Source organism: Streptomyces sp. NPDC096012, assembly GCF_040426375.1.
GTDB lineage: Bacteria > Actinomycetota > Actinomycetes > Streptomycetales > Streptomycetaceae > Streptomyces.
Genome location: NZ_JBEOTD010000006.1, coordinates 94,339 through 114,612, shown reverse-complemented (window position 1 = coordinate 114,612; position 20,274 = coordinate 94,339). Strand labels below are relative to the sequence as shown.

Sequence of the window (20,274 nt, the reverse complement as noted above, 5' to 3'; positions counted from 1 at the left end):
CACGCAACGGTGCCGCAAGCGCAGTACGGCATGCAACAGTGCCGCAAGCGGCAGTAGGGCGCGCAACTGTGCCGCAAGCGCAGTACGGCATGCAACAGTGCCGCAAGCGGCAGTAGGGCGCGCAACTGTGCCGCAAGCAGCCGTACGGCATACAGCCGTACGGCGTGCTCGCAACGGCGCGCCAAGCAGAAGGGCGGGCGCCCGGGCCGCCAGTCCGGCCTCGGGGCGCCCGCCCTTCTTCGCTCATGTCCCCCCGGCGGCGCAGCCGCGCGGCCGGAGCCCTGCCGCAGACCTACCGGTAGTTCACGAACTGCAGTGCGAAGTCGAAGTCCTGGCCCTTGAGGAGGGCGATCACGGCCTGCAGGTCGTCGCGGCTCTTGGAGCTGACCCGCAGCTCGTCGCCCTGGACCTGGGCCTTGACGCCCTTGGGGCCCTCGTCGCGAATGATCTTCGCCACCTTCTTGGCGTTCTCCTGGGAGATGCCCTCCTCGATCGAGGCGAAGATCTTGTACTCCTTGCCGGAGAGCTGGGGCTCGCCCGCGTCGAGCGCCTTCAGCGAGATGCCGCGCTTGATCAGCTTGGACTGGAAGACATCGAGGACAGCGTTCACCCGGTCCTCGGAGTTCGCCTCCATCAGGATCTTTTCACCGGACCACGAGATCGAGGCGCCCACGCCCTTGAAGTCGTAGCGCTGCGAGATCTCCTTGGCGGCCTGGTTGAGGGCGTTGTCGACCTCCTGCCGCTCGACCTTCGAGACGATGTCGAAACTGGAGTCGGCCATGTCCTGTGGCTCCTTGTATCGGGGTGCGTGTCGGGTGCGTGCCGGCGTGCGCGAAGCGGCGGCCGCCGGGCCCGGTGTGGTGCCGGGCCGCATCCGCACCAGCCTAGCCACCCCGTGAGCCGAGGAGTGGCGATCAATCGGGTGGCGGAGCACCCCCGTGTATCGGGTATTGTTTACGTCGTTGCCAGGGAGCACCGCCGAGATGCGGGGCGATCGGCAGCAACCCCCGGCGGTGTGCCCGAGCGGCCAAAGGGAGCAGACTGTAAATCTGCCGGCTCAGCCTTCCCAGGTTCGAATCCTGGCGCCGCCACGCTGAGGGAAACCCCCTCCGACCAGCCATCACGGCAGGTCGGAGGGGGTTTCCCGTTGTCGGTGTCGGTTCGAGTCATCGTGGACGAGACGCGGACGTGTCTCACTTCATACCGCCCGTATCCCGGCATCGATCAGCGCGTCTCCCCCAGGTGTCCCCCGGGGGAGCGGGTGATCACTCCGGCTCGTTCCACTCCCGCAGAGCCGCATCGATCCGGCTGTTCGCACGCTCCCGGGTCTGGTCGAGCACCTTCGCGTACACCTTGTGCAGCACCGCGATGCTGTGACCGGCGCGGCGAGCGCACTCCATCGCGTCCACACCTGAGCTGAGCCAGAACGACACCCCGGCGTGCCGCAGGTCGTAAGGGCGGCGAGCCAGCAGTGAAACCGTCTCCGCTTCATTCAGCACGTCCCGGCGGGCCCGCGCCCACACCTCCCCATAGCCTGTCTCCTGGAGCAGGCCGTTGCGGTTGGTCCGGAACAGCCGGCCGTCGGGAGCGGTCCCGTGCACGGCAATGTGCTGCCGCAGCATGCGGACGAAATGAGGCGGGATGGGGACCGGTCGAGAATCCTTCTCGGCACGGGCCTTGAGGTGCCGCAGCTCGTGCGCTGTGCCGTCATCCGTCCAGCCCCGACCGGCCCGCACGACCCCCTGCCGCAGGGTGAGCATGCCCCACCCGGATTCCGGCAGGTGGCACTGGGCAGCGCGCAGCCCAGCGGCTTCAGCCGGCCGCATGGCCGCGTAGTACAGGCATCCGAAGAACGCCTCCAAGCGCTGACCCCGGGGCCCCTGCTCCCGGACTCCGGCCAGCAGCGCACGCACCTGACGGGGGTTGGCGACGCTCTCAGGGTCGACCTGTTCCACCGACTTGGGGGCGGTCCATTTCACGGCTGCGAGCGGGTTGACTGGGAGGGCGAAGTATTTCTCCTCCACGGCGAGCCCCAGAAGTCGCTCAGGCACGCCCGCTTCCTCTTCGCGGTGCGTGGTGAAGCAGCCTTCCCGTCGGTGTCGTTCGTACAGTGGCGCGCTCCACCTGGACGCCATGAACCACGCCCGCTCCACAGACGTGTGGGTCGACGGCGGGGATGGGAGTTGGGGTGAGTGGTGGGCTGAGCGAGCGGGCAAGTGCGAGGCTTGGCGCTCTCTAGGGGCAGAGGTGGTCAACTCCACTCGCAGGCAAGAGGGTTACCTGCTCGTGGAAGGTAGGGCGGCGGTAGCGTGCCGTCGACGACACACCACCACCCTTGACCGGGAGGCACTCCACGATGTCTGGCCTCACTGACGTGCCACGCGAACATGAACCCGAGACCGCCGGCAGTTACAAACCGTGGGTGGGTGATGTCCTGCGTCACCTCGCATACGAAGACCAGCGGCTGTCCGAGGCCGACACAATCACCCCCCTCCCTGAGGACTTCGCATTGACCTGGGAGGGCGTAGACGCGATCCTCTCCGCCGCTTGGAAAACCGATAGAGAAGAACTCAAATGGACTTTATTCGTTGAAATAGCTCGACAGGTCAGATACGCCAGTGATGGTGCATACGTCTTCCATCAACGGTATGGGTCACCTGACCGATACAAGCGGTACGTACGTCTTGAGAGTGTTTTCACCGCGGAATCGAATTCTACCTGGGGCAGCCTCGTTGAGGAAGTCATTGAAACCCTCAATGACCCAAAACAAGAGTACGGATGGAACTTAGAGCCCGCTCGACAGCACGAGTACGCCAACAGCGTTATCACCTACCGGCGAGACATCGCGACAACGGAGCGCCGTATACGCAGGGCTCTTCTGTCGCGGTGGCTCCGGCTGGTACCGCTTGTGTTGATGTCGCTGGTTCTGGCAGTGGGCGGGTGGGGAAACCTGTGGCCGGGAGACGTGTCGGACCTGCGCACTTTCAACATCGTGATCATCGCGGTGATGCTGGTCCTAGTAGTGGTGTTCCTGGTCGGTTTCATTCTGCGGGTGAAGGACGACAAACACGGTGTCCAGTCGGTGTTCCTGCTCCGCAAAGATCTGGAGATCATCCATGACCGATGGATCCTCAACGCCTCAAAGGCGCGCCCCACGAGGGAGCATAGGGACGGCTACCGGGAGCGCATACCGCGGGTGGTAGAGCGTCTTAGGCGGGATACAAGGTTCTATCGGCGTATTCACAACTGGTTCCAGTGGGGGGTATTCTTCGCGTCCGTTGGGACCACGACAACTACGGCTTTCTGGGATACCCCGCAGCCGGGTAAGACGATCCTGATCGTGCTGGGGTCGTTCCTCGCGTTCGCAACCGCGGTGACGGGCTATTTCAAATTCCGTGAGCGGGCATACAACCTTCAGCAGACCGCAGACCAGGTAGAACAGCACGCCATGGCCTTCGATCTGGGCATTACGCCATACTCGGATGCGGACGCGGCAGTAAACCTGGAGAGGTTCGCGGAGAACGTAGAGATGCTGCGGGCGGAGCAGCGCAAGCGGGAACAACAGCTGGAACAGCCGCATCAGGGGCAGGCCGACGTCATCTGACTGGCAGTAGGACGCAGACAGGGCGGCCAACCCGACCGACGCGGCACCTCATGTGAGGGGAGACTCCTTCCTCGCAGTCGACTGGGCACCACCCGCCAGGTCTCCCCGATCTAGCCGAAGCATCCGCCGCGGTCATGGGCCGGTGGGCGACCTCAAGGATTCGCCGTTGGATATCTCGCAGGCACTCGAACGCTTGCACAGCTCCCAGGACACCGGCCCCGACTAGTCGTGGGCTCACTCCCTAGAACGCCGCGCGGACTCCTAGGTTCTATCTAGTCTCCAGTCGGAGGTACGTAGGTGAATATCAGGGTTCGGCCCACCATGCAAAAACAGCTCGCTGTTGCCCTCCATCTGCACCTCAAAACGCACTTCGAGTTCCGCCCAAATTTCACCGGTCGTCTCGCGTAGATCGCTACGGCTGAAAGTTAGGGAGGGCATTGGCAGATCTCCGGGCATGTACCGAATGTGTGAGATGCTTTCACCGCTTCCGCTTTCTTCGATGAACATCATCTCCGTAGGTACCTCGCGAGGACCGCAGATGTTGACTTGCGGACTAACCCCGGGTGGCGCCAACAGGTTCTGATAAATCCTCTGCCTAGTTATCAACCAGCACTTGCACCAGCGATCCCCAGAAAATATGTCCCCCGCTCCTACGTAACCGTAAATCTGACCTGATAGGTCAACATGGGGAGTTGAAGTCCAACTTCCCGTCGGGGAATCTACAAGGCGACCTGCCGCCAGCTTCGCGTACCATGTGGCGCCGAAATTTCGGAAGATCAGAGAAGGGCCGTCGTAACCCTCTCCTTTTGTGAAATGTATGCCGTCATCGCGCCTCTCGGCTCCGAAACCCGCAGCCGGTCGAGTCCAGATTTGGGTGTCGGCTTCGTCTTCCACAAACAGATTTTTATCGAGGAAAGGCCATCGAGGTGGATCGATTGGTCCAGACATTAGTAACTCCCACATTACTTCGTCTCGATGACAAGATGCCCAGTCACACCATGGGCGTCAACCCCTTGCAGGCCTTGGCCTGGCACTTGTCCAGGCGCTCCGCTGGCGATGGCGAGTCGTTCACGCCTCTCGCCTCTGAGTGCAGGGGGCCTCTCTCTATTTGACCTCCGACAGGCGGCATTCGCATCCCCAGGGGCTGGGAGCGGCCAGGCACTGCTCATGAACTGAAACGCTCGTGCTCCAGGAGCGTCCTTTCTCAAAGGGTGAGTGGCGAACTGGAGCCTTGCGGGGGGCGTGTTTCCCCAGGCGTTCCCCGTGGCGGTCAGCAGCGACTAAAAGGCCTGCTCAGGACACCCGCAGCCAGCCCGCTGTAAATCTGCCGGCTCAGCCTTCCCAGGTTCGAATCCTGGCGCCGCCACACGGGAATCAGGGCCCCGTGATCTGTGAGAGCAGATCACGGGGCCCTGGTCGTTCCCGACGTCGGATTTTCGGGCGGGGCGTTGCCGGTCTCTGTGACAGCGGACCCTGGGTGTCTGTCGTCGAAGGCGCAGGTCGACGTGGAGCCGCGCCGGCCCGGCACGCCCGGTCGGGCTCGTAGCGGGCCGGTCGGTGAGGGGCCGTCAGGAAGGCGGTCGAGGTGTCGGCCGTACCCGGACGGCCGGCTACCGCGGCTCGGTCGCGATCTGGATCAGGTTGCCGCAGGTGTCGTCGAAGACCGCGGTGGTGACGGGGCCCGTCTCCACGGGCTCCTGGGTGAAGCGGACACCGAGTCCGCGCAGGCGCTCGTACTCCGCCCGCACGTCGGTGACGGCGAACTGGGCGAGCGGGATGCCGTCCTGCACGAGCGTGTCGCGGTAGGTCCTGGCGGCCGGGTGGCCGACCGGCTCCAGCAGGAGTTCGGTGCCGTCGGGCTCGTCGGGCGAGACGACGGTCAGCCACCGGTCCTTCCCGCCCAGCGGGACGTCGTGCTTCTTCACGAAGCCGAGGATCTCGGTGTAGAAATGCGCGGCCTTGGCCTGGTCGTCGACGAAGACGCTGGTCAGATGAATCTTCACGGGGTGCTCTTCTCCGGTCCGGACGTGTCGGGCACGAGCCGACGCTCGGCGATCCGCCGCAGCGGCTCCGTGTTCAGGTCGTGGAACTTGCAGCGGCCCTCCCGCCTGGTCTCGACGAGTCCCGCGGCCTCCGGCACGGCGAGGTGCTGAGAGACCCCCTGACGCGAGATGCCGAGCCGGTGCGTCATGCTCAGCCGGGAGCAGATCTCGGACCGGGTCTGCCCGGGCTCCTCCGTGAGCTCGTCGAGGATCGTGCGGCGGCTGGGGTCGGCCAGGGCTTTGCAGAGGTCGTCGGCCACGACCCGAGAATAGGCAACCCTTGACTCGCCTATCGAGCCGAGACGGTCCGTGTCCCGGGCCGGTCCACCGCCCGGCCCTCCCCGATCCCGGCGCCCCGTGCCCCCCCGCACGCGGTGCGCTCGCGACCGTGGTCGCACTTTCTCCCGCGACGCCACTAGAATCGAACGTGTGAACGATGACCGTCCGCTGACGCGTCTCGACATGCTGCGTTTCGCGCGCCGCGTCGTCGAACACCAGGCCGCGCGGCAGCTTGCGCTCATGGACCGGTGGATAGCCGACGAAGAGCGCCGCGAGGCCGAACGGCAACGCCGGCTCGCGGTGCGGCGGACCGCTCCGGACTGGTTGATCGAGCGCGGCCTGAACGGCCGGAGCATGGTCTACGTCCACGTCGGCGGCTGCTCGAGCGCCGGCGGCCGCTCGAAGGGGATCGGCCGTCGGCAGGCGGTACGAGCGCTCACCGAAGGAGGTGTCACGGCATGTCCACTGTGCCGTCCGGACACGATGCTGGGAATCGTCGAATGACCGGCCCGGGTGCGGGCCCAGGCGGTGCGGACGATGCTGGAGCCATGGCCGGGAAGCGTCCCATCATCGTGCAGCTGCCGTCCCCGACCGGCGGCCGCCGGGTCCGGGTGGACGGCGAGATCCTGGGCCTCGCGCACAACGTGCGGGACCTGGTCGAGTTTCTGCGCCGGGCGGGACTGGAGATCGAGCCCGAGCAGGTGGCCGACTCGCCGCTGATCGACTGGCGCGGGGTGGGCCCGGAGCGGTGGGAGGCGGAGACCCGCACGTGACGCCGGTGCCGCCTCCGCCCGGCTACCGGCACACTGACGCCATGTCCTCCCGACGCAGAACCTGTCCGGTGTGCCGCCGCGAAATCGCCGTGGTGGCGGGCCGCTTCGCCCGCCACGACCCGCCCGGGGCACGGGAGAACGGGGAGCTCGTCTCCTGCGCCGGATCACGGCAGCAGGCGCAACTCGGTGCCGTCCAGCCGGCGTTGGACGGGTACGGCGTGCCGGACTTCCCCGGGCAGCTGCCCCTCTTCTGAGTTCTGATCTTTCAGTTCCGACGGGACGGCTTCCCGTGACGGCGGGACTGCTTCCGGTGACGACGGGACGGCTTCCCGTGACGACGGGACTGCTTCCGGTGACGGCGGCACTGCGGACTGCGGGCGGTGAGGGCCGGCCGACGAGGGGCCGGGCCCGGGCCGAGGGCCTGTCAGCGGCCCTCCCGGACACCGCCACCGGGCCTGCCGTGTCCGGGCCTGCCGTGTCTCGTCCGTGGTCCCCGGCCGGAGGCGGCCCTCAGTTCCCGGCCACCGACTTGACCGCGACCGAGACCGGCGTCGACCCGCTGATCACTTCCAGGATCAGGCCGGCCGTCGCCGACGTGTCCACCAGCTCAGCGAGGACGGCCGCCACGTCGTCCCGCGGGATCGTGCCCGGCCCGGTGTGCGCCTCCAGGCGCACCAGGCCCGTGCCCGGGTCGTTCGTCAGCGTGCCGGGGCGCAGGATCGTCCAGTCCAGCGCCTCCTGCTGGGCGATGTAGGCGTCGGCCTCGCCCTTCGCGCGCAGGTACACGTCGAAGACCTCGTCCCCCTGGTGCTCGGGATCCGCGCCCATCGACGACACCACCACGAAGCGGCGAACGCCCGCGCGGACGGCCGCGTCCGCGAACAGGATCGCCGCGCCCTTGTCCACCGTCTCCTTACGGCGCGGACCGCTGCCCGGGCCCGCACCGGCCGCGAAGACCGCCGCGTCCGCGCCCTGCAGATGGGCCGCGACCTCCTCCACCGAAGCCGACTCCAGGTCGAGCAGGATCGGTTCGGCACCGGCCGCCCGCAGATCGTCGCCGTGCGCGGCGTTCCGGATGATTCCTGCGACCTCGTCTCCGCGCGCGGAGAGCCGACGCTCCAGCCGCAACGCGATCTGACCATGACCACCAGCGATGACAATGCGCATGATTCCGACCGTACGCCCGAAGAGGCCCGTCCGCCGCACGAGTTAACCGGCGCGGTCGGAGTACGCCCGGCTCGTGCCGAAGCCGAGCGCCCGGCGTCCGGCCACCGGGTCGCGCCCACGTGAGCCGGTCGGTCACGCGCTCAGCGCGTGGTCGACGGTCATGCGCCCGGCGCGCACCTCTCGTCGCGTGCCATCAGCAAGCTGTGCCGCCGACTCCTGGGGAAAATCCGCACTCCGGCCGAACCCTTCTGCCCCGCATCGGGCCCGGCCACCTCACGACAGTTCCTTCCGCCCCTGCCGCGGCAGCCCGAGTTCCGCTGCCGCCGCCGAGTTGCAGTACTCGCGCACCGCGCTGGTGCGTGCCACCACCCGGCCCCGGTGCACCACGATTCGGCTGTAGGCCAGGGAGAGCGCGCCGGACAAGTGGTCACCGCGTACGGCGAGCAGTTCGGCCGGGAAGCCCGCCTCCACGCGCACGTCCGGCAGACCGAGCGCCGCGCGGGCCGAGGCGGACACGGCGTCGTAGGCGTCCTCAGGGCGCAGGCCGTGGGCGGAGGCGAGCAGGTAGGCGGCCTCCAGCGGGTCGCCACGGCCGACGGGGTTGGAGACGTCGCGCAGGGCGCCGCTTCCGGCCGCGACCCGCACCCCGGCCGCCCGCAGCAGCCGCACCGGTGCCGTGCCCTGCCGGTCGGCGTTGCCGCAGCCGCCTTGGGGAAGGCACACGACCGTCACGCCGGCCGCCGCCAGCTGGTCGGCGACACGGGAGGCGGCTTCGCCGGGCAGGCGCGCGAGACCGGCGCACGGGCCGATCGCCACTCCCGGGCGCAGGCCACCCGCCATGGCCGCGAGCCGGGCCAGCCGGGCTGGGTCGGCGGCGTCCGTGTGCAGGTCGACGGGACAGCCGTGCTCGGAGGCCACCTCCAGGACCGCCTCCACATAGCCGGTGGGGTCCGGGTCCAGGTCCGGGCAGCCGCCCACCACGGAGGCGCCCATCTTCAGCGCGTCCCGCAGCATCGCGAGCCCGTCGGCCCCGGCCGCCCCGGTCAGCAGCCGGGGCATCGCCACCGTCGTCAGCTCCGCGAGCCCCCGCAGTGAACGCCGGGCCTGCAGGACCGCCCCCAGTGCACCCAGCCCCTGGACGTCGCCCACGCGTACGTGCGCGCGTACCGCCGTCGCCCCGTGGCCGAGCTGCAGCAGGGCGGCCTCCGTGGCCCGGCGCTGGACGTCCTCGGGCGCGTACGACACCGGCCCGGGGTGTTCGGCGGATAGCGCGGTGTCACCGTGGCCGTGCGGTTCGGCCGGGGCCGGGAGGAGCAGGTAGCCGCTCAGGTCCAAGCGCGGGGACGCCGTCCGGGAGCGGCGGGGCGCGAGACTGCCTGCCGTGCCCACCGCCTCGATGCGACCGCCGCTCAGCCGCACGTCCACGGTCCGTCCGTCGGTGAGCCGCGCCCCGCACAGCAGCAGGGCGGCCGGTTCGGGCGATCCGGAGGAGCCCGACGAGTTCGGTGGCTGGTGGGGCTGCGGCTGGCTGTCGGGCATCGCGCTCCAGGGTCGGGGCCGGGGGCTCGGGGCGGGACGGCGTGAGGGCTCGGAGGCCGGAACCCCAAGATCACGCAGAGTGAGTCGAGCCTAGGGTGGCGCGCCGCCGGGGTCGCGCAGGAGCGCAATAGTCGTACCGGTGTGGTCCACCCTTGGCAGTACACCGGCCGCCCACGCGTGTGGCGCACACCGCTTTCGGTGACCGCCTTCCGTCGTCGCTCTCGGTGACGGAAGGCCGTCGCCGGGGTCTCCGCGAATGCGGCGTTCGTCACGTTCGTGTCGTGCCGTGGCCGGCCCGCGGGGGTGACTCTGCGTGTGCGAAGACGTGAAGGGGTCGGCTCGCTCCACGCGTGCGTACGCGTGCCGTGGCCGCCACCGGTGCCTCGCCGCGGTAGCCCCACGCGCGCGTGCCGTCGTCGGCGCCGTCACCCGCTCGGCCCGTCGCCACCGGTGTCCGCACCCGGTGCTCGCCGGGCCCAGGGGGCGGTGGAGAGGCCTGGGAACCGGGGCACGGGGGGCGGCCCGATACGGATTTGGGTGAACGGCGGCGGACCGTGTAATGTCTTCATCGCTCGCCCCAATAGCTCAGTCGGCAGAGCGTCTCCATGGTAAGGAGAAGGTCAACGGTTCGATTCCGTTTTGGGGCTCTGGTGTGTGAGGTACCCGTCGAAAGACGGGGCCCGATCGCATCACAGCGGTGTAGCTCAGTCGGTAGAGCAAGCGGCTCATAATCGCTGTGTCACCGGTTCAAGTCCGGTCACCGCTACTGACAGTAGCCGATTGCGGGGTCGGTCCTTCGATCGGCTACTCTTTCTTGCGTTGAATTAGTCCATCCGTTCGTCTTAGGAGCACTCACGTGGCTGCCACCGACGTCCGCCCAAAGATCACGCTGGCCTGCGTGGAGTGCAAGGAGCGGAACTACATCACCAAGAAGAACCGGCGTAACAACCCGGATCGACTTGAGATGAAGAAGCACTGCCCGCGTTGCAATGCGCACACCGCGCACCGCGAAACGCGATAAATAGGCTCGTTCGTGAGGCCGTCCCCTTCGTGGGGGCGGCCTCACGGCGTTTTCGCCCCGCTCGGCGACCCGGCCGTGTGCCGGTCCGCGATCACCCGCTCCACGTGCCGCCCTGCCCGGTGCGCGTTCCCCGGGTGGTTTCCGGCTAGTTTGGGGCCCTTCACAGCAGATACCAGGAGGTGCCGGGCCATGGCGCTCGACCAGTCCTTCGTGGGACGGACCTACCCGCCCACCGCGCCCTATGAGGTGGGCCGGGAGAAGATCCGCGAGTTCGCCGAGGCGGTGGGAGAGGCCAACCCGGTGTACACGGACCCCGAGGCCGCGAAGTCGTTCGGTCACTCCGATGTGATCGCCCCGCCCACCTTCGTGTTCTCCATCACCTTCCGCGCCGCGGGCCAGGTCGTCCAGGACCCGCAACTCGGACTGGACTACAACCGCGTGGTCCACGGGGACCAGAAGTTCGCGTACAGCCGTCCGGTCCGGGCCGGCGACCGGCTCACGGTCACCTCGACCATCGAGGCGGTCAAGTCCCTCGCGGGCAACGACATCCTCGACGTGCGCGGCGAGGTGCACGACGAGGCGGGCGAGCACGTCGTGACCGCCTGGACGAAGCTCGTGGCCCGCGCGGCCGAGGAGGCGTGAGGACCTGATGGCGGCGAAGATCGCGTACGACGACGTCGAGGTCGGCACCGAACTGCCGGCGCAGACCTTTCCCGTGACCCGTGCCACGCTCGTGCGTTATGCGGGCGCCTCGGGGGACTTCAACCCGATCCACTGGAACGAGAAGTTCGCCAAGGAGGTCGGCCTCCCCGACGTCATCGCGCACGGCATGTTCACCATGGCCGAGGCGATCCGGGTGGTCACCGACTGGCTCGGCGACCCCGGTGCGGTCGTGGAGTACGGCGTCCGCTTCACCAAGCCCGTCGTCGTGCCGAACGACGACCGGGGCGCCCTGATCGAGGTCAGCGGCAAGGTGGCGGCCAAGCTGGACGACAACACCGTGCGGGTGGACCTCACGGCGATGAGCGCCGGCCAGAAGGTGCTGGGCATGTCCCGGGCGACCGTCCGGCTGGCCTGACGGCAGTCCTGCGCCGGGCAAGTCGGCGTACCCGCGGAAGTAAGGGGCGCTCTCCAGGGCGAGGCGCCCCTCACGCATGGGCGAGAGGTCCGGGGCGTAAGGGGCGTTCTCCGAGGCGAGGCGCCCCTTACACATGGGCGACAGGCCCGGGCGAGGGCTCTTGAGCGTGTGGGCGAGGCACCTCGTGCGCATGCCATACCCCCATCCTCACCCTTGCTAAGTTAGTGATTGAGCACTAACTTAGGTGCATGCCCAGAATGAGCGCCGAGGAGCGGCGCGAGAGCGTCGTCCGCGCTGCGACCGCCGAGTTCGCGCGCGGCGGCTTCCACGGCACCTCCACCGAGGCGATCGCCAGACGTGTCGGGGTGTCGCAGCCGTATCTCTTCCGGCTCTTCCCGGGCAAGAAGGCGATCTTCCTCGCGGCGGCCGAACGCTGCGTGGAGGACACCATCCGGACCTTCGAGGAGGCCGCCGAGGGGCTGCGGGGGGAAGAGGCCCTGCATGCCATGGCCAACGCGTACACCAAGGTCATCGCGGAGCGGCCCGAGCGGCTGATGATGCAGATGCAGATGTACGTCGCCGTGGCGGCCGCCGAGCAGGAGGGCGACCGCGAGTTCGGCGAGAGTGTCCGAGCCGGCTGGATGCGGCTGTGGGAGACCGTGCGTCAGGCGCTCGGCGCGGACGTCAACGAGACGACCGTCTTCCTGGCGTACGGAATGCTGATCAACTGCCTGGTGGCCATGGGGTTCCCGCCCGGGCATCGGGTGTGGGAAGGGCTCTATCCGTCGGCGCGGCTGAAGGGCCGCCTGGAGAAGTAGCGCGGGGCGGTGGAGGCTGCGCGGAGCCGGCAGTGGGGGCGACGCGGCCTTTTCACGGCCAGGAAAGTTAGTCATCGATAACTAACTAGATCTCACTCTCTGGGGGAGAGATGTCGGAACAGACCGCACAGGACGGCGCACGACGGCGCGGGGGAGCCGTGTGGGCCCTGGTCATCACCAGCGTCGCCGGATTCATGGCGGCCCTGGACAACCTCGTCGTCACGACCGCCCTGCCCTCCATCCGCAAGGACCTCGGGGGCGCGCTGGACGACCTGGAGTGGACCGTGAGCGCCTACACGCTCACGTTCGCCGTCCTGCTGATGTTCGGCGCCGCGCTCGGCGACCGCTTCGGCCGTCGCCGGCTCTTCATCGCCGGCCTCGTCGTCTTCACCGGCGCGTCCGCCGCCGCGGCCATGGCGCCGGGCATCGGCTCGCTGATCGCCGCCCGCGCGGTCCAGGGTGTGGGCGCGGCGGTGATGATGCCGCTCACGCTCACCCTGCTGACAGCGGCCGTGCCCGCCGCCCGACGCGGAACCGTGTACGGCATCTGGGGCGCCGTCAACGGGCTCGCCGTCGCCTCCGGACCGCTCATCGGCGGCAGCCTCACCGAGCATGTCTCCTGGCACTGGATCTTCTGGCTGAACGTCCCGCTCGGCCTGGCCGTGCTGCCGCTCGCGCGCCTGCGGCTGGCGGAGTCCTACGGCACCGGCGCCCGGCTCGACATCCCCGGCACGCTGCTCGCCAGCGGCGGCCTCTTCGGGATCGTGTACGGCCTGGTCCGCGGACCCGCGGACGGCTGGACCGACTCCGTGGTGCTCACCGCGCTGTTCGCCGGGGCGGCCCTGCTGGTGGGCTTCGTCCTCTACAGCTCCCGCGCGGCCGCCCCGATGCTGCCGATGCGGCTGTTCCGCTCCCGCGCCTTCGCCGGGATCAACGCGGCCAGCCTGCTGATGTTCGTCGGGATGTTCGGCTCCATATTCCTGCTCAGCCAGTACATGCAGGGCGTCCTCGGCTACTCGCCCACCGAGGCGGGCCTCAGGATGCTGCCGTGGACCGGAATGCCGATGCTCGTCGCGCCGGTGGCGGGAATCCTGTCCGACCGCATCGGGGGGCGGCCGGTCGTCGCCGCGGGCCTGTTCCTGCAGGCCGCCGGGCTCGGCTACATGGCGTTCGTGGCCACCGCCGACGCCTCCTACGCCGCCCAGCTGCCCGCCCTGATCATCAACGGCATCGGCATGGCGCTGTACTTCGCCCCGGCGGCCAACCTGGTGATGTCCAGCGTGCGTCCGCAGGAGCAGGGCATCGCCTCCGGCGCCAACAACGCGCTGCGCGAGGTGGGCGGTGCGCTCGGCATCGCGGTCATGTCGTCGATCTTCTCCGCGCAGGGTGGCTACGAGAGTGCGCGGAGCTTCGTGGACGGCCTGCGGCCCGCGCTGGTCACCGGTTCCGCGGTGGTCGCCGCCGCCGCGGTCGCGGCTCTGCTGATCCCGGGCCGCCGCGACTGCGCCGGCCGGCTCACCCCGACGGCCGAGGAGAGCCCGGCCCAGGTCCTCCAGACCACCACCGGCTGACCGGGCCACCACCTACTGGTCAGGCCCCCACAGGCACCGACCAGGCGACCGCTCACCGACGACGCCGTCATGCCCACCGGCCAGGCGGCCACCCGCTCGCCCGCGGATCTCCGGACGGCGTTGCCCGGCAGGGCCTTCACGCGCGCGTGGACCTCACAACGGGGCCCACGCGCGCGTGCCGGTGCGACGGGGTGTCCTGTCGCTGGGCAGCGGTCCGGTGGGGCAGCGGTCCGGTGGGGCAGCGGTCCGGTGGGGCAGCGGTCCGGTGGGGCAGCGGTCCGGTGGGGCAGCGGTCCGGTGGTGCCGTCCCAGTAGTACCTCACGGCGGCCGGTGACGGGACTTCGTACGCGTACGCCCGCCCTTCGCCGCAGAGCCGCCCATCCTTCGCGGCAGCGCGTGGCCGCCCCTCGCCGCAGACGCGGGCGTGCGGCCACGCGCCCACGCGGGCGTGCCGTGCCGTCGGAGGCGTCTCGTAGTCTTGGGCGCGTGCAGGTACTCCACGACGCCCCCCTTGCCCCGCTGACCACCTTCCGGCTGGGCGGCCCCGCGACGCGGCTGGTCACCGCGGTCACCGACGCCGAGGTGATCGCCGCCGTCCGCGAGGCCGACGACACCGGCACCCCGCTGCTGGTCATCGGCGGTGGCTCGAACCTGGTCATCGGCGACAAGGGCTTCGACGGCACCGCCGTGCGCATCGCCACGCGCGGTGTCGAGCTGCGCGGTACGACGCTGGAGCTGGCCGCCGGCGAGGTGTGGACGGACGCCGTCGCCCGCACGGTCGAGGCCGGGCTCGCCGGGGTCGAATGCCTGGCCGGCATCCCGGGGTCGGCGGGCGCCACGCCGATCCAGAACGTGGGTGCCTACGGCCAGGAGGTCTCCGCCACGATCAGCGAGGTGATCGCGTACGACCGCCGGGCCGGCGAGACCGTCACGCTGACGAACGAGGAGTGCGCCTTCTCGTACCGCCACAGCCGCTTCAAGGCCGACCCGGAGCGCTATGTCGTGCTGCGCGTCCGGTTCGAATTGGAGGACGCGGGCGGGCAGTCCGCGCCGGTCAAGTACGCGGAGGCGGCCCGGGCCCTCGGCGTGGAACCGGGCGACCGGGTGCCGCTCGCCGACGCCCGCGAGACCGTGCTGAAGCTGCGGGCCGGCAAGGGCATGGTCCTCGACCCCGAGGACCACGACACCTGGTCGGCCGGGTCCTTCTTCACCAACCCGATCCTCACCGACGAGCAGTTCGCCGCGTTCCACGCGCGCGTGCGTGAGCGGCTGGGGGAGGGCGTCGAGCCGCCCGCGTACCCGGCGGGGGAGGGCCGCAGGAAGACCTCCGCGGCGTGGCTGATCGACAAGGCGGGCTTCAGCAAGGGCTACGGCACCGGGCCCGCCCGCATCTCCACCAAGCACACCCTGGCCCTCACCAACCGGGGCGAGGCCACCACCGAAGACCTGCTGGCCCTGGCCCGTGAGGTGGTCGCGGGAGTCCGGGAGGCCTTCGGCGTCACCCTGGTCAACGAGCCGGTGACGGTCGGCGTCAGCCTGTAGCCGGACCGGACCGGATCGGTCCGGCTCGGCATGGCGGAGACCCCCTGGATCGGCAGGCGGGGGCCGGAACCGATGGACGGCTCCCGTGTCCCGGACCGGGTCGACGGTTCCCGTGCCCCGGACCGCGCCGCAGGCTGCGGAGGGTCGTCCGCTTCCAGTCCTGTCCGTCCCGCGACCGCTTCAGGCGGCCGGGCGGGCGAGCCATTCGTCCACGCCGGCCAGCAGCCGTGCCCTGACGTCCTCGGGTGCGGCGGAAGCCCGTACCGACTGCCGGGCCAGCTCCGCGAGTTCGGCGTCGGTGAAGCCGTGGGCGTGGCGGGCGATCTCGTACTGCGCGGCCAGCCGGGAGCCGAACAGCAGCGGGTCGTCGGCGCCGAGGGCCATCGGGACCCCCGCCTCGAACAGCGTGCGCAGCGGGACGTCCTCCGGCTTCTCGTAGACGCCGAGCGCCACGTTGGAGGCGGGGCACACCTCGCACGTCACGCCCCGGTCGGCCAGCCGCTTCAGCAGCCCCGGGTCCTCGGCCGCGCGCACCCCGTGCCCGATCCGGGAGGCGTGCAGATCGTCCAGGCAGTCGCGCACCGAGGCAGGGCCGGTCAGCTCGCCGCCGTGCGGGGCCGACAGCAGACCGCCCTCGCGCGCGATGTGGAAGGCCCGGTCGAAGTCCCGCGCCATGCCGCGCCGCTCGTCGTTGGACAGCCCGAAGCCGACCACGCCCCGGTCCGCGTACCGCACGGCCAGGCGGGCCAGGGTGCGCGCGTCCAGCGGGTGCTTCATGCGGTTGGCGGCCACCAGGACGCGCATGCCGAGGCCGGTCTCCCGGGACGTCGTCTCCACCGCGTCGAGGATGATCTCCAGCGCCGGGATCAGGCCGCCCAGCCGGGGCGCGTACGACGTCGGGTCCACCTGGATCTCCAGCCAGCCCGAGCCGTCCTTCACGTCCTCCTCGGCGGCCTCCCGGACCAGCCGCCGGATGTCCTCGGGCTCGCGCAGACAGGAGCGCGCCGCGTCGTACAGCCGCTGGAAGCGGAACCAACCCCGCTCGTCCGTGGCCCGCAGGCTGGGGGGTTCCCCGCTGGTCAGCGCCTCCGTCAGCGCGTCGGGCAGCGGTACCCCGTGCTTGTCGGCCAGTTCCAGGACGGTCCCCGGCCGCATCGAGCCGGTGAAGTGCAGATGCAGATGGGCTTTCGGCAGCTCGGTCAGATCACGTACACGCTCCATTCCAGGATCCTGCCGCACGGACCCGCCCTCCCGGTAGCCGTTTCCCCCTTGGTGGTCTTGCTCGCACACAGAAGCGGGCCGCCTCCCCGGAGGGAAACGGCCCGCACGCGCGCGTGGGAGGTGGGAAGGCCTCAGTCCCGCGCTTCCGCCAGCAGCTTCTGCATCCGGCTGACGCCCTCGCTGAGGTCCTCGTCGCCGAGCGCGTACGACAGCCGCAGGTACCCCGGCGTGCCGAAGGCCTCGCCCGGGACGACCGCGACCTCGGCCTCCTCCAGGATCAGCGCGGCCAGCTCGACGGTGTCCTGCGGGCGCTTGCCGCGGATCTCCTTGCCGAGCAGCGCCTTGACCGACGGGTAGGCGTAGAAGGCGCCCTCGGGCTCCGGGCAGAACACGCCGTCGATCTCGTTGAGCATCCGCACGATCGTCCTGCGGCGGCGGTCGAAGGCCTCACGCATCGTCGCCACGGCGTCCAGGCCGCCGGAGACGGCGGCGAGGGCGGCCGCCTGGGCCACGTTGGAGACGTTCGAGGTGGCGTGCGACTGGAGGTTGGTCGCGGCCTTGACCACGTCCTTCGGGCCGATGACCCAGCCCACGCGCCAGCCGGTCATGGCGTACGTCTTCGCCACACCGTTGACCACGATGCACTTGTCGCGCAGCTCGGGAAGGAGCGACGGCAGGGACACGGAGACGGCGTCGCCGTAGACCAGGTGCTCGTAGATCTCGTCGGTCAGCACCCACAGACCGTGCTCGAGGGCCCAGCGGCCGATCGCCTCGGTCTCGGCCTCGCTGTAGACGGCGCCGGTCGGGTTGGACGGGGAGACGAAGAGGACGACCTTGGTCTTCTCGGTGCGTGCAGCCTCCAGCTGCTCGACGGAGACGCGGTAGCCGCTCGTCTCGTCGGCGACGACCTCCACCGGGACACCGCCGGCGAGACGGATCGACTCCGGGTACGTCGTCCAGTACGGCGCCGGGACGATGACCTCGTCGCCCGGGTCGAGGATCGCGGCGAACGCCTCGTAGATGGCCTGCTTGCCGCCGTTGGTGACGAGGATCTGCGAGACGTCGGGCTCCCACCCGGAGTCGCGCAGCGTCTTCGCGGCGATCGCCGACTTCAGCTCCGGAAGGCCGCCGGCCGGGGTGTAGCGGTGGTACTTCGGGTTCTTGCAGGCCTCGACGGCCGCCTCGACGATGTAGTCCGGGGTCGGGAAGTCGGGCTCACCGGCGCCGAAGCCGATCACCGGACGTCCGGCGGCCTTCAGGGCCTTGGCCTTGGCGTCCACGGCGAGGGTGGCGGACTCGGAGATCGCGCCGACTCGGGCGGAGACCCGGCGCTCGGTGGGAGGGGTTGCAGGGCTCATGAGGCCCATCGTTCCAGACCGCAAACGACCCCGGTACACGGGTTTCACAGACTGAACAGCAAGGGGTCGAGGCGTGAACTGGGATTCGAATCCGGCCGCCGGCCAGGACGATCTTCGGCCGGACCGCTTCGGACGGGCGCATTCTGTTCGACGGCGGGCCGTCGACCACGTACACTCACACCTCGTTGGCCTCCGGCAGCCGCCGCCGTAACCGGTGCACACCGAGCACCCGGTCGGATGCGGTACGTTGGTGGACACACAAAGGGTCGTAGCTCAATTGGTAGAGCACCGGTCTCCAAAACCGGCGGTTGGGGGTTCAAGTCCCTCCGGCCCTGCTACACACACCGCCAGGATGTGTGCGCATGTACGTACAGCATTGCACCGCCGTGCGGCTCAGAAACCGGGCGCGGCACGGCCACGACCCGGGATCAGGTGAGGACTATGACGGACGCCGTGGGCTCCATCGACACGCCTGATGCTCAGGACGAGTTGCCCGAGTCGAGGAAGACTCGCAAGGGCGGCAAGCGCGCGAAGAAGGGCCCGCTCAAGCGTCTGGCCACCTTCTACCGCCAGATCGTCGCGGAACTCCGCAAGGTCGTCTGGCCGTCGCGCAATCAGCTGACGTCGTACACCACCGTGGTGATCTTCTTCGTCGCCATCATGATCGCACTGGTGACCGTGATTGACTATGGGCTCAACCACGCGGCCAAGTACGTCTTCGGCTGAGTCCAGAGCGAAGGGCGCCGTGGTACCGGCGCCCCTTTTCGCATGTTCCACCCCTATGTATCCAGGAAGAAGCAGCCATCGTGTCTGACCCGAACCTGAACGACGCCACCGAGCCTCGCGAAAATGCCGCCGAGACGGTGGACGACGAGCTCGACATCGTCGAGGGCGCGGACGAGCAGGACGAGTTCGAGGCTGCCGAGGCCGAGGCGGGCGAGCCGGCCGAAGTGGCCGCTGTGCACGTCGAGGACGAGGAAGACGACGCCGAGGAGGGCGACGCGGAAGCGGTCGCCGCCGAGGACACCGAGGACGCGGGAGCCGCCGACGCGGCCGCGGCCGAGGGCACCGAAGACGCCGAAGCGGAAGCCGCCGAGGAGGAGCCGGCCGAGCCGGTCGACCCGGTCCAGGCCCTGCGCGAGGAACTGCGCACCCTGCCCGGCGAGTGGTACGTCATCCACACCTACGCCGGTTACGAGAACCGCGTGAAGACCAACCTGGAGCAGCGCGCCGTCTCGCTGAACGTCGAGGACTACATCTTCCAGGCCGAGGTGCCGCAGGAAGAGGTCGTCCAGATCAAGAACGGCGACCGCAAGACGATCAAGCAGAACAAGCTGCCGGGTTACGTCCTGGTCCGCATGGACCTGACGAACGAGTCCTGGGGCGTCGTCCGCAACACCCCCGGCGTCACCGGCTTCGTCGGCAACGCCTACGACCCGTACCCGCTGACCCTGGACGAGATCGTCAAGATGCTCGCCCCGGAGGCCGAGGAGAAGGCCGCCCGCGAGGCCGCCGAGGCCGAGGGCAAGCCCGCTCCGCAGCGCAAGGTCGAGGTCCAGGTGCTGGACTTCGAGGTCGGCGACTCGGTCACCGTCACCGACGGCCCGTTCGCCACGCTGCAGGCGACCATCAACGAGATCAACGCCGACTCGAAGAAGGTCAAGGGCCTGGTGGAGATCTTCGGCCGGGAGACGCCGGTCGAGCTGTCCTTCGACCAGATCCAGAAGAACTGAGCACACACCCCGAGAGCGCCCCGCCGGTGAGCACCGGTCCGGGGCGCTCTCGCCGTGTCCGGCCCGCCGTCCTCGGTGCCGTGGCCGCCCTGGCGCTGCTGGTGCCGGTGTACGCCGCCTTCGTCCCGGCCGCCTTCCTGCGGACCGAGGCGCGGGGAGCGGAGCCGGCCGAGGCCACCTTCCACGACGGGGTGTGCTTCCTCGGCGGCTGCCGAGTGACCTTTTCCGAGGCGGGCGAGGATCTGACGGCCGGCCTGCCGTTCGGCACGCGCGCGCGTGGCCGTGCGGAAGGGGACACCGGGGACGTGCTCCACGTGCCCGGTGAGCCGGACCGGGTCGCGCTCGCCGACGACAGCGGCCGCGGGAGCGTCGCCGCGCTCCTCGCCGTGCCGGCCGGCGCGACCGTGCTCGCGGTGTCGGCGGGAGCCGTGCTCCTGCTGCGCGAGCGGCGGTCCGAACGACCTGCGCGGGCTGCCTGACCAGGGCGATTTCCTGTCTGGATGAGACACCGGCTATCGTGGTGCGGT

Annotated in this window: 22 protein-coding genes and 4 tRNA genes; 17 read left to right on the top strand and 9 right to left on the bottom strand. The window is 69.6% G+C overall.

What is annotated here, in order from left to right:
* Positions 1–292 precede the first annotated feature (292 nt).
* Entirely contained in the window at positions 293–781 is a 489-nt protein-coding gene (locus ABVB68_RS09070; RefSeq protein ID WP_353600363.1) for a YajQ family cyclic di-GMP-binding protein, read from the bottom strand.
* A gap of 228 nt (positions 782–1,009) precedes the next feature.
* On the opposite strand from ABVB68_RS09070, the gene ABVB68_RS09065 reads away from it, so the two are divergent.
* A tRNA-Tyr gene (locus ABVB68_RS09065) sits at positions 1,010–1,091 on the top strand.
* 174 nt (positions 1,092–1,265) lie between these two features.
* On the opposite strand, the gene ABVB68_RS09060 is transcribed toward ABVB68_RS09065, so the two are convergent.
* Positions 1,266–2,051, bottom strand: a complete 786-nt coding sequence (locus tag ABVB68_RS09060) for a tyrosine-type recombinase/integrase (RefSeq protein ID WP_353600362.1) — start codon at positions 2,049–2,051, stop codon at positions 1,266–1,268.
* A 371-nt stretch (positions 2,052–2,422) separates the two neighbouring features.
* Between ABVB68_RS09060 and ABVB68_RS09055 the strand changes: the two genes are divergently transcribed.
* Complete coding sequence (locus ABVB68_RS09055; RefSeq protein WP_353600361.1) at positions 2,423–3,604, top strand: DUF4231 domain-containing protein; 1,182 nt, start codon at positions 2,423–2,425, stop codon at positions 3,602–3,604.
* A 261-nt stretch (positions 3,605–3,865) separates the two neighbouring features.
* Here ABVB68_RS09055 and ABVB68_RS09050 read toward each other — a convergent pair whose 3' ends face one another.
* The 3 genes from ABVB68_RS09050 to ABVB68_RS09040 all read right to left on the bottom strand — a co-directional run bounded on the left by ABVB68_RS09050 (position 3,866) and on the right by ABVB68_RS09040 (position 5,906).
* A complete protein-coding gene (locus ABVB68_RS09050) occupies positions 3,866–4,114 on the bottom strand; it encodes a hypothetical protein (RefSeq protein ID WP_353600360.1) in 249 nt (82 codons plus the stop codon).
* 1,100 nt (positions 4,115–5,214) lie between these two features.
* The gene (locus ABVB68_RS09045; RefSeq protein WP_353600359.1) at positions 5,215–5,607 is read right to left on the bottom strand and encodes a VOC family protein; all 393 of its coding nucleotides are present in this window, start codon (positions 5,605–5,607) and stop codon (positions 5,215–5,217) included.
* On the bottom strand, positions 5,604–5,906 hold the full coding sequence (locus ABVB68_RS09040; RefSeq protein ID WP_353600358.1) for an ArsR/SmtB family transcription factor: 303 nt from the start codon (positions 5,904–5,906) through the stop codon (positions 5,604–5,606). The genes ABVB68_RS09045 and ABVB68_RS09040 overlap by 4 nt, the downstream gene beginning before the upstream one ends.
* Before the next feature lie 169 nt (positions 5,907–6,075).
* Between ABVB68_RS09040 and ABVB68_RS09035 the strand changes: the two genes are divergently transcribed.
* The 3 genes from ABVB68_RS09035 to ABVB68_RS09025 are packed head-to-tail and all read left to right on the top strand — an operon-like array spanning position 6,076 to position 6,952.
* Positions 6,076–6,429 (top strand): DUF6233 domain-containing protein, encoded by a 354-nt coding sequence (locus ABVB68_RS09035; RefSeq protein ID WP_353600357.1) that lies wholly within the window; start codon positions 6,076–6,078, stop codon positions 6,427–6,429.
* Between the two features lie 44 nt (positions 6,430–6,473).
* On the top strand, positions 6,474–6,698 hold the full coding sequence (locus ABVB68_RS09030; RefSeq protein ID WP_353600356.1) for a hypothetical protein: 225 nt from the start codon (positions 6,474–6,476) through the stop codon (positions 6,696–6,698).
* Between the two features lie 41 nt (positions 6,699–6,739).
* The gene (locus tag ABVB68_RS09025; protein ID WP_353600355.1) at positions 6,740–6,952 is read left to right on the top strand and encodes a hypothetical protein; all 213 of its coding nucleotides are present in this window, start codon (positions 6,740–6,742) and stop codon (positions 6,950–6,952) included.
* A 256-nt stretch (positions 6,953–7,208) separates the two neighbouring features.
* Here ABVB68_RS09025 and ABVB68_RS09020 read toward each other — a convergent pair whose 3' ends face one another.
* Both ABVB68_RS09020 and ABVB68_RS09015 read right to left on the bottom strand, forming a co-directional pair.
* Complete coding sequence (locus ABVB68_RS09020) at positions 7,209–7,865, bottom strand: SDR family oxidoreductase (protein ID WP_353600354.1); 657 nt, start codon at positions 7,863–7,865, stop codon at positions 7,209–7,211.
* Positions 7,866–8,138: 273 nt separating this feature from the next.
* Positions 8,139–9,404, bottom strand: coding sequence for an amidohydrolase family protein (locus ABVB68_RS09015; RefSeq protein WP_353600353.1), 1,266 nt, complete (start codon positions 9,402–9,404; stop codon positions 8,139–8,141).
* A gap of 574 nt (positions 9,405–9,978) precedes the next feature.
* On the opposite strand from ABVB68_RS09015, the gene ABVB68_RS09010 reads away from it, so the two are divergent.
* From ABVB68_RS09010 to ABVB68_RS08975, 8 genes are all read left to right on the top strand, one after another.
* A tRNA-Thr gene (locus ABVB68_RS09010) sits at positions 9,979–10,051 on the top strand.
* A gap of 46 nt (positions 10,052–10,097) precedes the next feature.
* Positions 10,098–10,170, top strand: a tRNA-Met gene (locus tag ABVB68_RS09005).
* A gap of 90 nt (positions 10,171–10,260) precedes the next feature.
* On the top strand, positions 10,261–10,425 hold the full coding sequence (rpmG, locus tag ABVB68_RS09000) for a 50S ribosomal protein L33 (protein ID WP_003948671.1): 165 nt from the start codon (positions 10,261–10,263) through the stop codon (positions 10,423–10,425).
* A 189-nt stretch (positions 10,426–10,614) separates the two neighbouring features.
* The gene (locus ABVB68_RS08995; protein WP_353600352.1) at positions 10,615–11,067 is read left to right on the top strand and encodes an FAS1-like dehydratase domain-containing protein; all 453 of its coding nucleotides are present in this window, start codon (positions 10,615–10,617) and stop codon (positions 11,065–11,067) included.
* A gap of 7 nt (positions 11,068–11,074) precedes the next feature.
* A complete protein-coding gene (locus tag ABVB68_RS08990; RefSeq protein WP_353600351.1) occupies positions 11,075–11,503 on the top strand; it encodes a MaoC family dehydratase in 429 nt (142 codons plus the stop codon).
* A gap of 248 nt (positions 11,504–11,751) precedes the next feature.
* Complete coding sequence (locus ABVB68_RS08985) at positions 11,752–12,321, top strand: TetR/AcrR family transcriptional regulator (RefSeq protein WP_353600350.1); 570 nt, start codon at positions 11,752–11,754, stop codon at positions 12,319–12,321.
* Positions 12,322–12,431: 110 nt separating this feature from the next.
* Entirely contained in the window at positions 12,432–13,892 is a 1,461-nt protein-coding gene (locus tag ABVB68_RS08980) for a DHA2 family efflux MFS transporter permease subunit (RefSeq protein ID WP_353600349.1), read from the top strand.
* A 454-nt stretch (positions 13,893–14,346) separates the two neighbouring features.
* On the top strand, positions 14,347–15,435 hold the full coding sequence (locus tag ABVB68_RS08975) for a UDP-N-acetylmuramate dehydrogenase (protein ID WP_353600348.1): 1,089 nt from the start codon (positions 14,347–14,349) through the stop codon (positions 15,433–15,435).
* 180 nt (positions 15,436–15,615) lie between these two features.
* Here ABVB68_RS08975 and ABVB68_RS08970 read toward each other — a convergent pair whose 3' ends face one another.
* Both ABVB68_RS08970 and ABVB68_RS08965 read right to left on the bottom strand, forming a co-directional pair.
* A complete protein-coding gene (locus tag ABVB68_RS08970) occupies positions 15,616–16,656 on the bottom strand; it encodes an adenosine deaminase (RefSeq protein WP_353600347.1) in 1,041 nt (346 codons plus the stop codon).
* Positions 16,657–16,787: 131 nt separating this feature from the next.
* Positions 16,788–18,014: a pyridoxal phosphate-dependent aminotransferase gene (locus ABVB68_RS08965; RefSeq protein WP_353600346.1), complete on the bottom strand. Its 1,227-nt coding sequence runs from the start codon at positions 18,012–18,014 to the stop codon at positions 16,788–16,790.
* A 262-nt stretch (positions 18,015–18,276) separates the two neighbouring features.
* Here ABVB68_RS08965 and ABVB68_RS08960 point away from each other — a divergent pair.
* From ABVB68_RS08960 to ABVB68_RS08945, 4 genes are all read left to right on the top strand, one after another.
* A tRNA-Trp gene (locus tag ABVB68_RS08960) sits at positions 18,277–18,349 on the top strand.
* 106 nt (positions 18,350–18,455) lie between these two features.
* Entirely contained in the window at positions 18,456–18,740 is a 285-nt protein-coding gene (secE, locus tag ABVB68_RS08955; RefSeq protein WP_353600483.1) for a preprotein translocase subunit SecE, read from the top strand.
* An 80-nt stretch (positions 18,741–18,820) separates the two neighbouring features.
* Positions 18,821–19,747 carry a transcription termination/antitermination protein NusG gene (gene nusG / locus ABVB68_RS08950; protein ID WP_353600345.1) on the top strand — a complete coding sequence of 309 codons (927 nt, stop codon included), beginning with the start codon at positions 18,821–18,823 and terminating at the stop codon, positions 19,745–19,747.
* 26 nt (positions 19,748–19,773) lie between these two features.
* The gene (locus ABVB68_RS08945; RefSeq protein ID WP_353600344.1) at positions 19,774–20,226 is read left to right on the top strand and encodes a hypothetical protein; all 453 of its coding nucleotides are present in this window, start codon (positions 19,774–19,776) and stop codon (positions 20,224–20,226) included.
* The last annotated feature ends 48 nt before the right edge of the window (positions 20,227–20,274 follow it).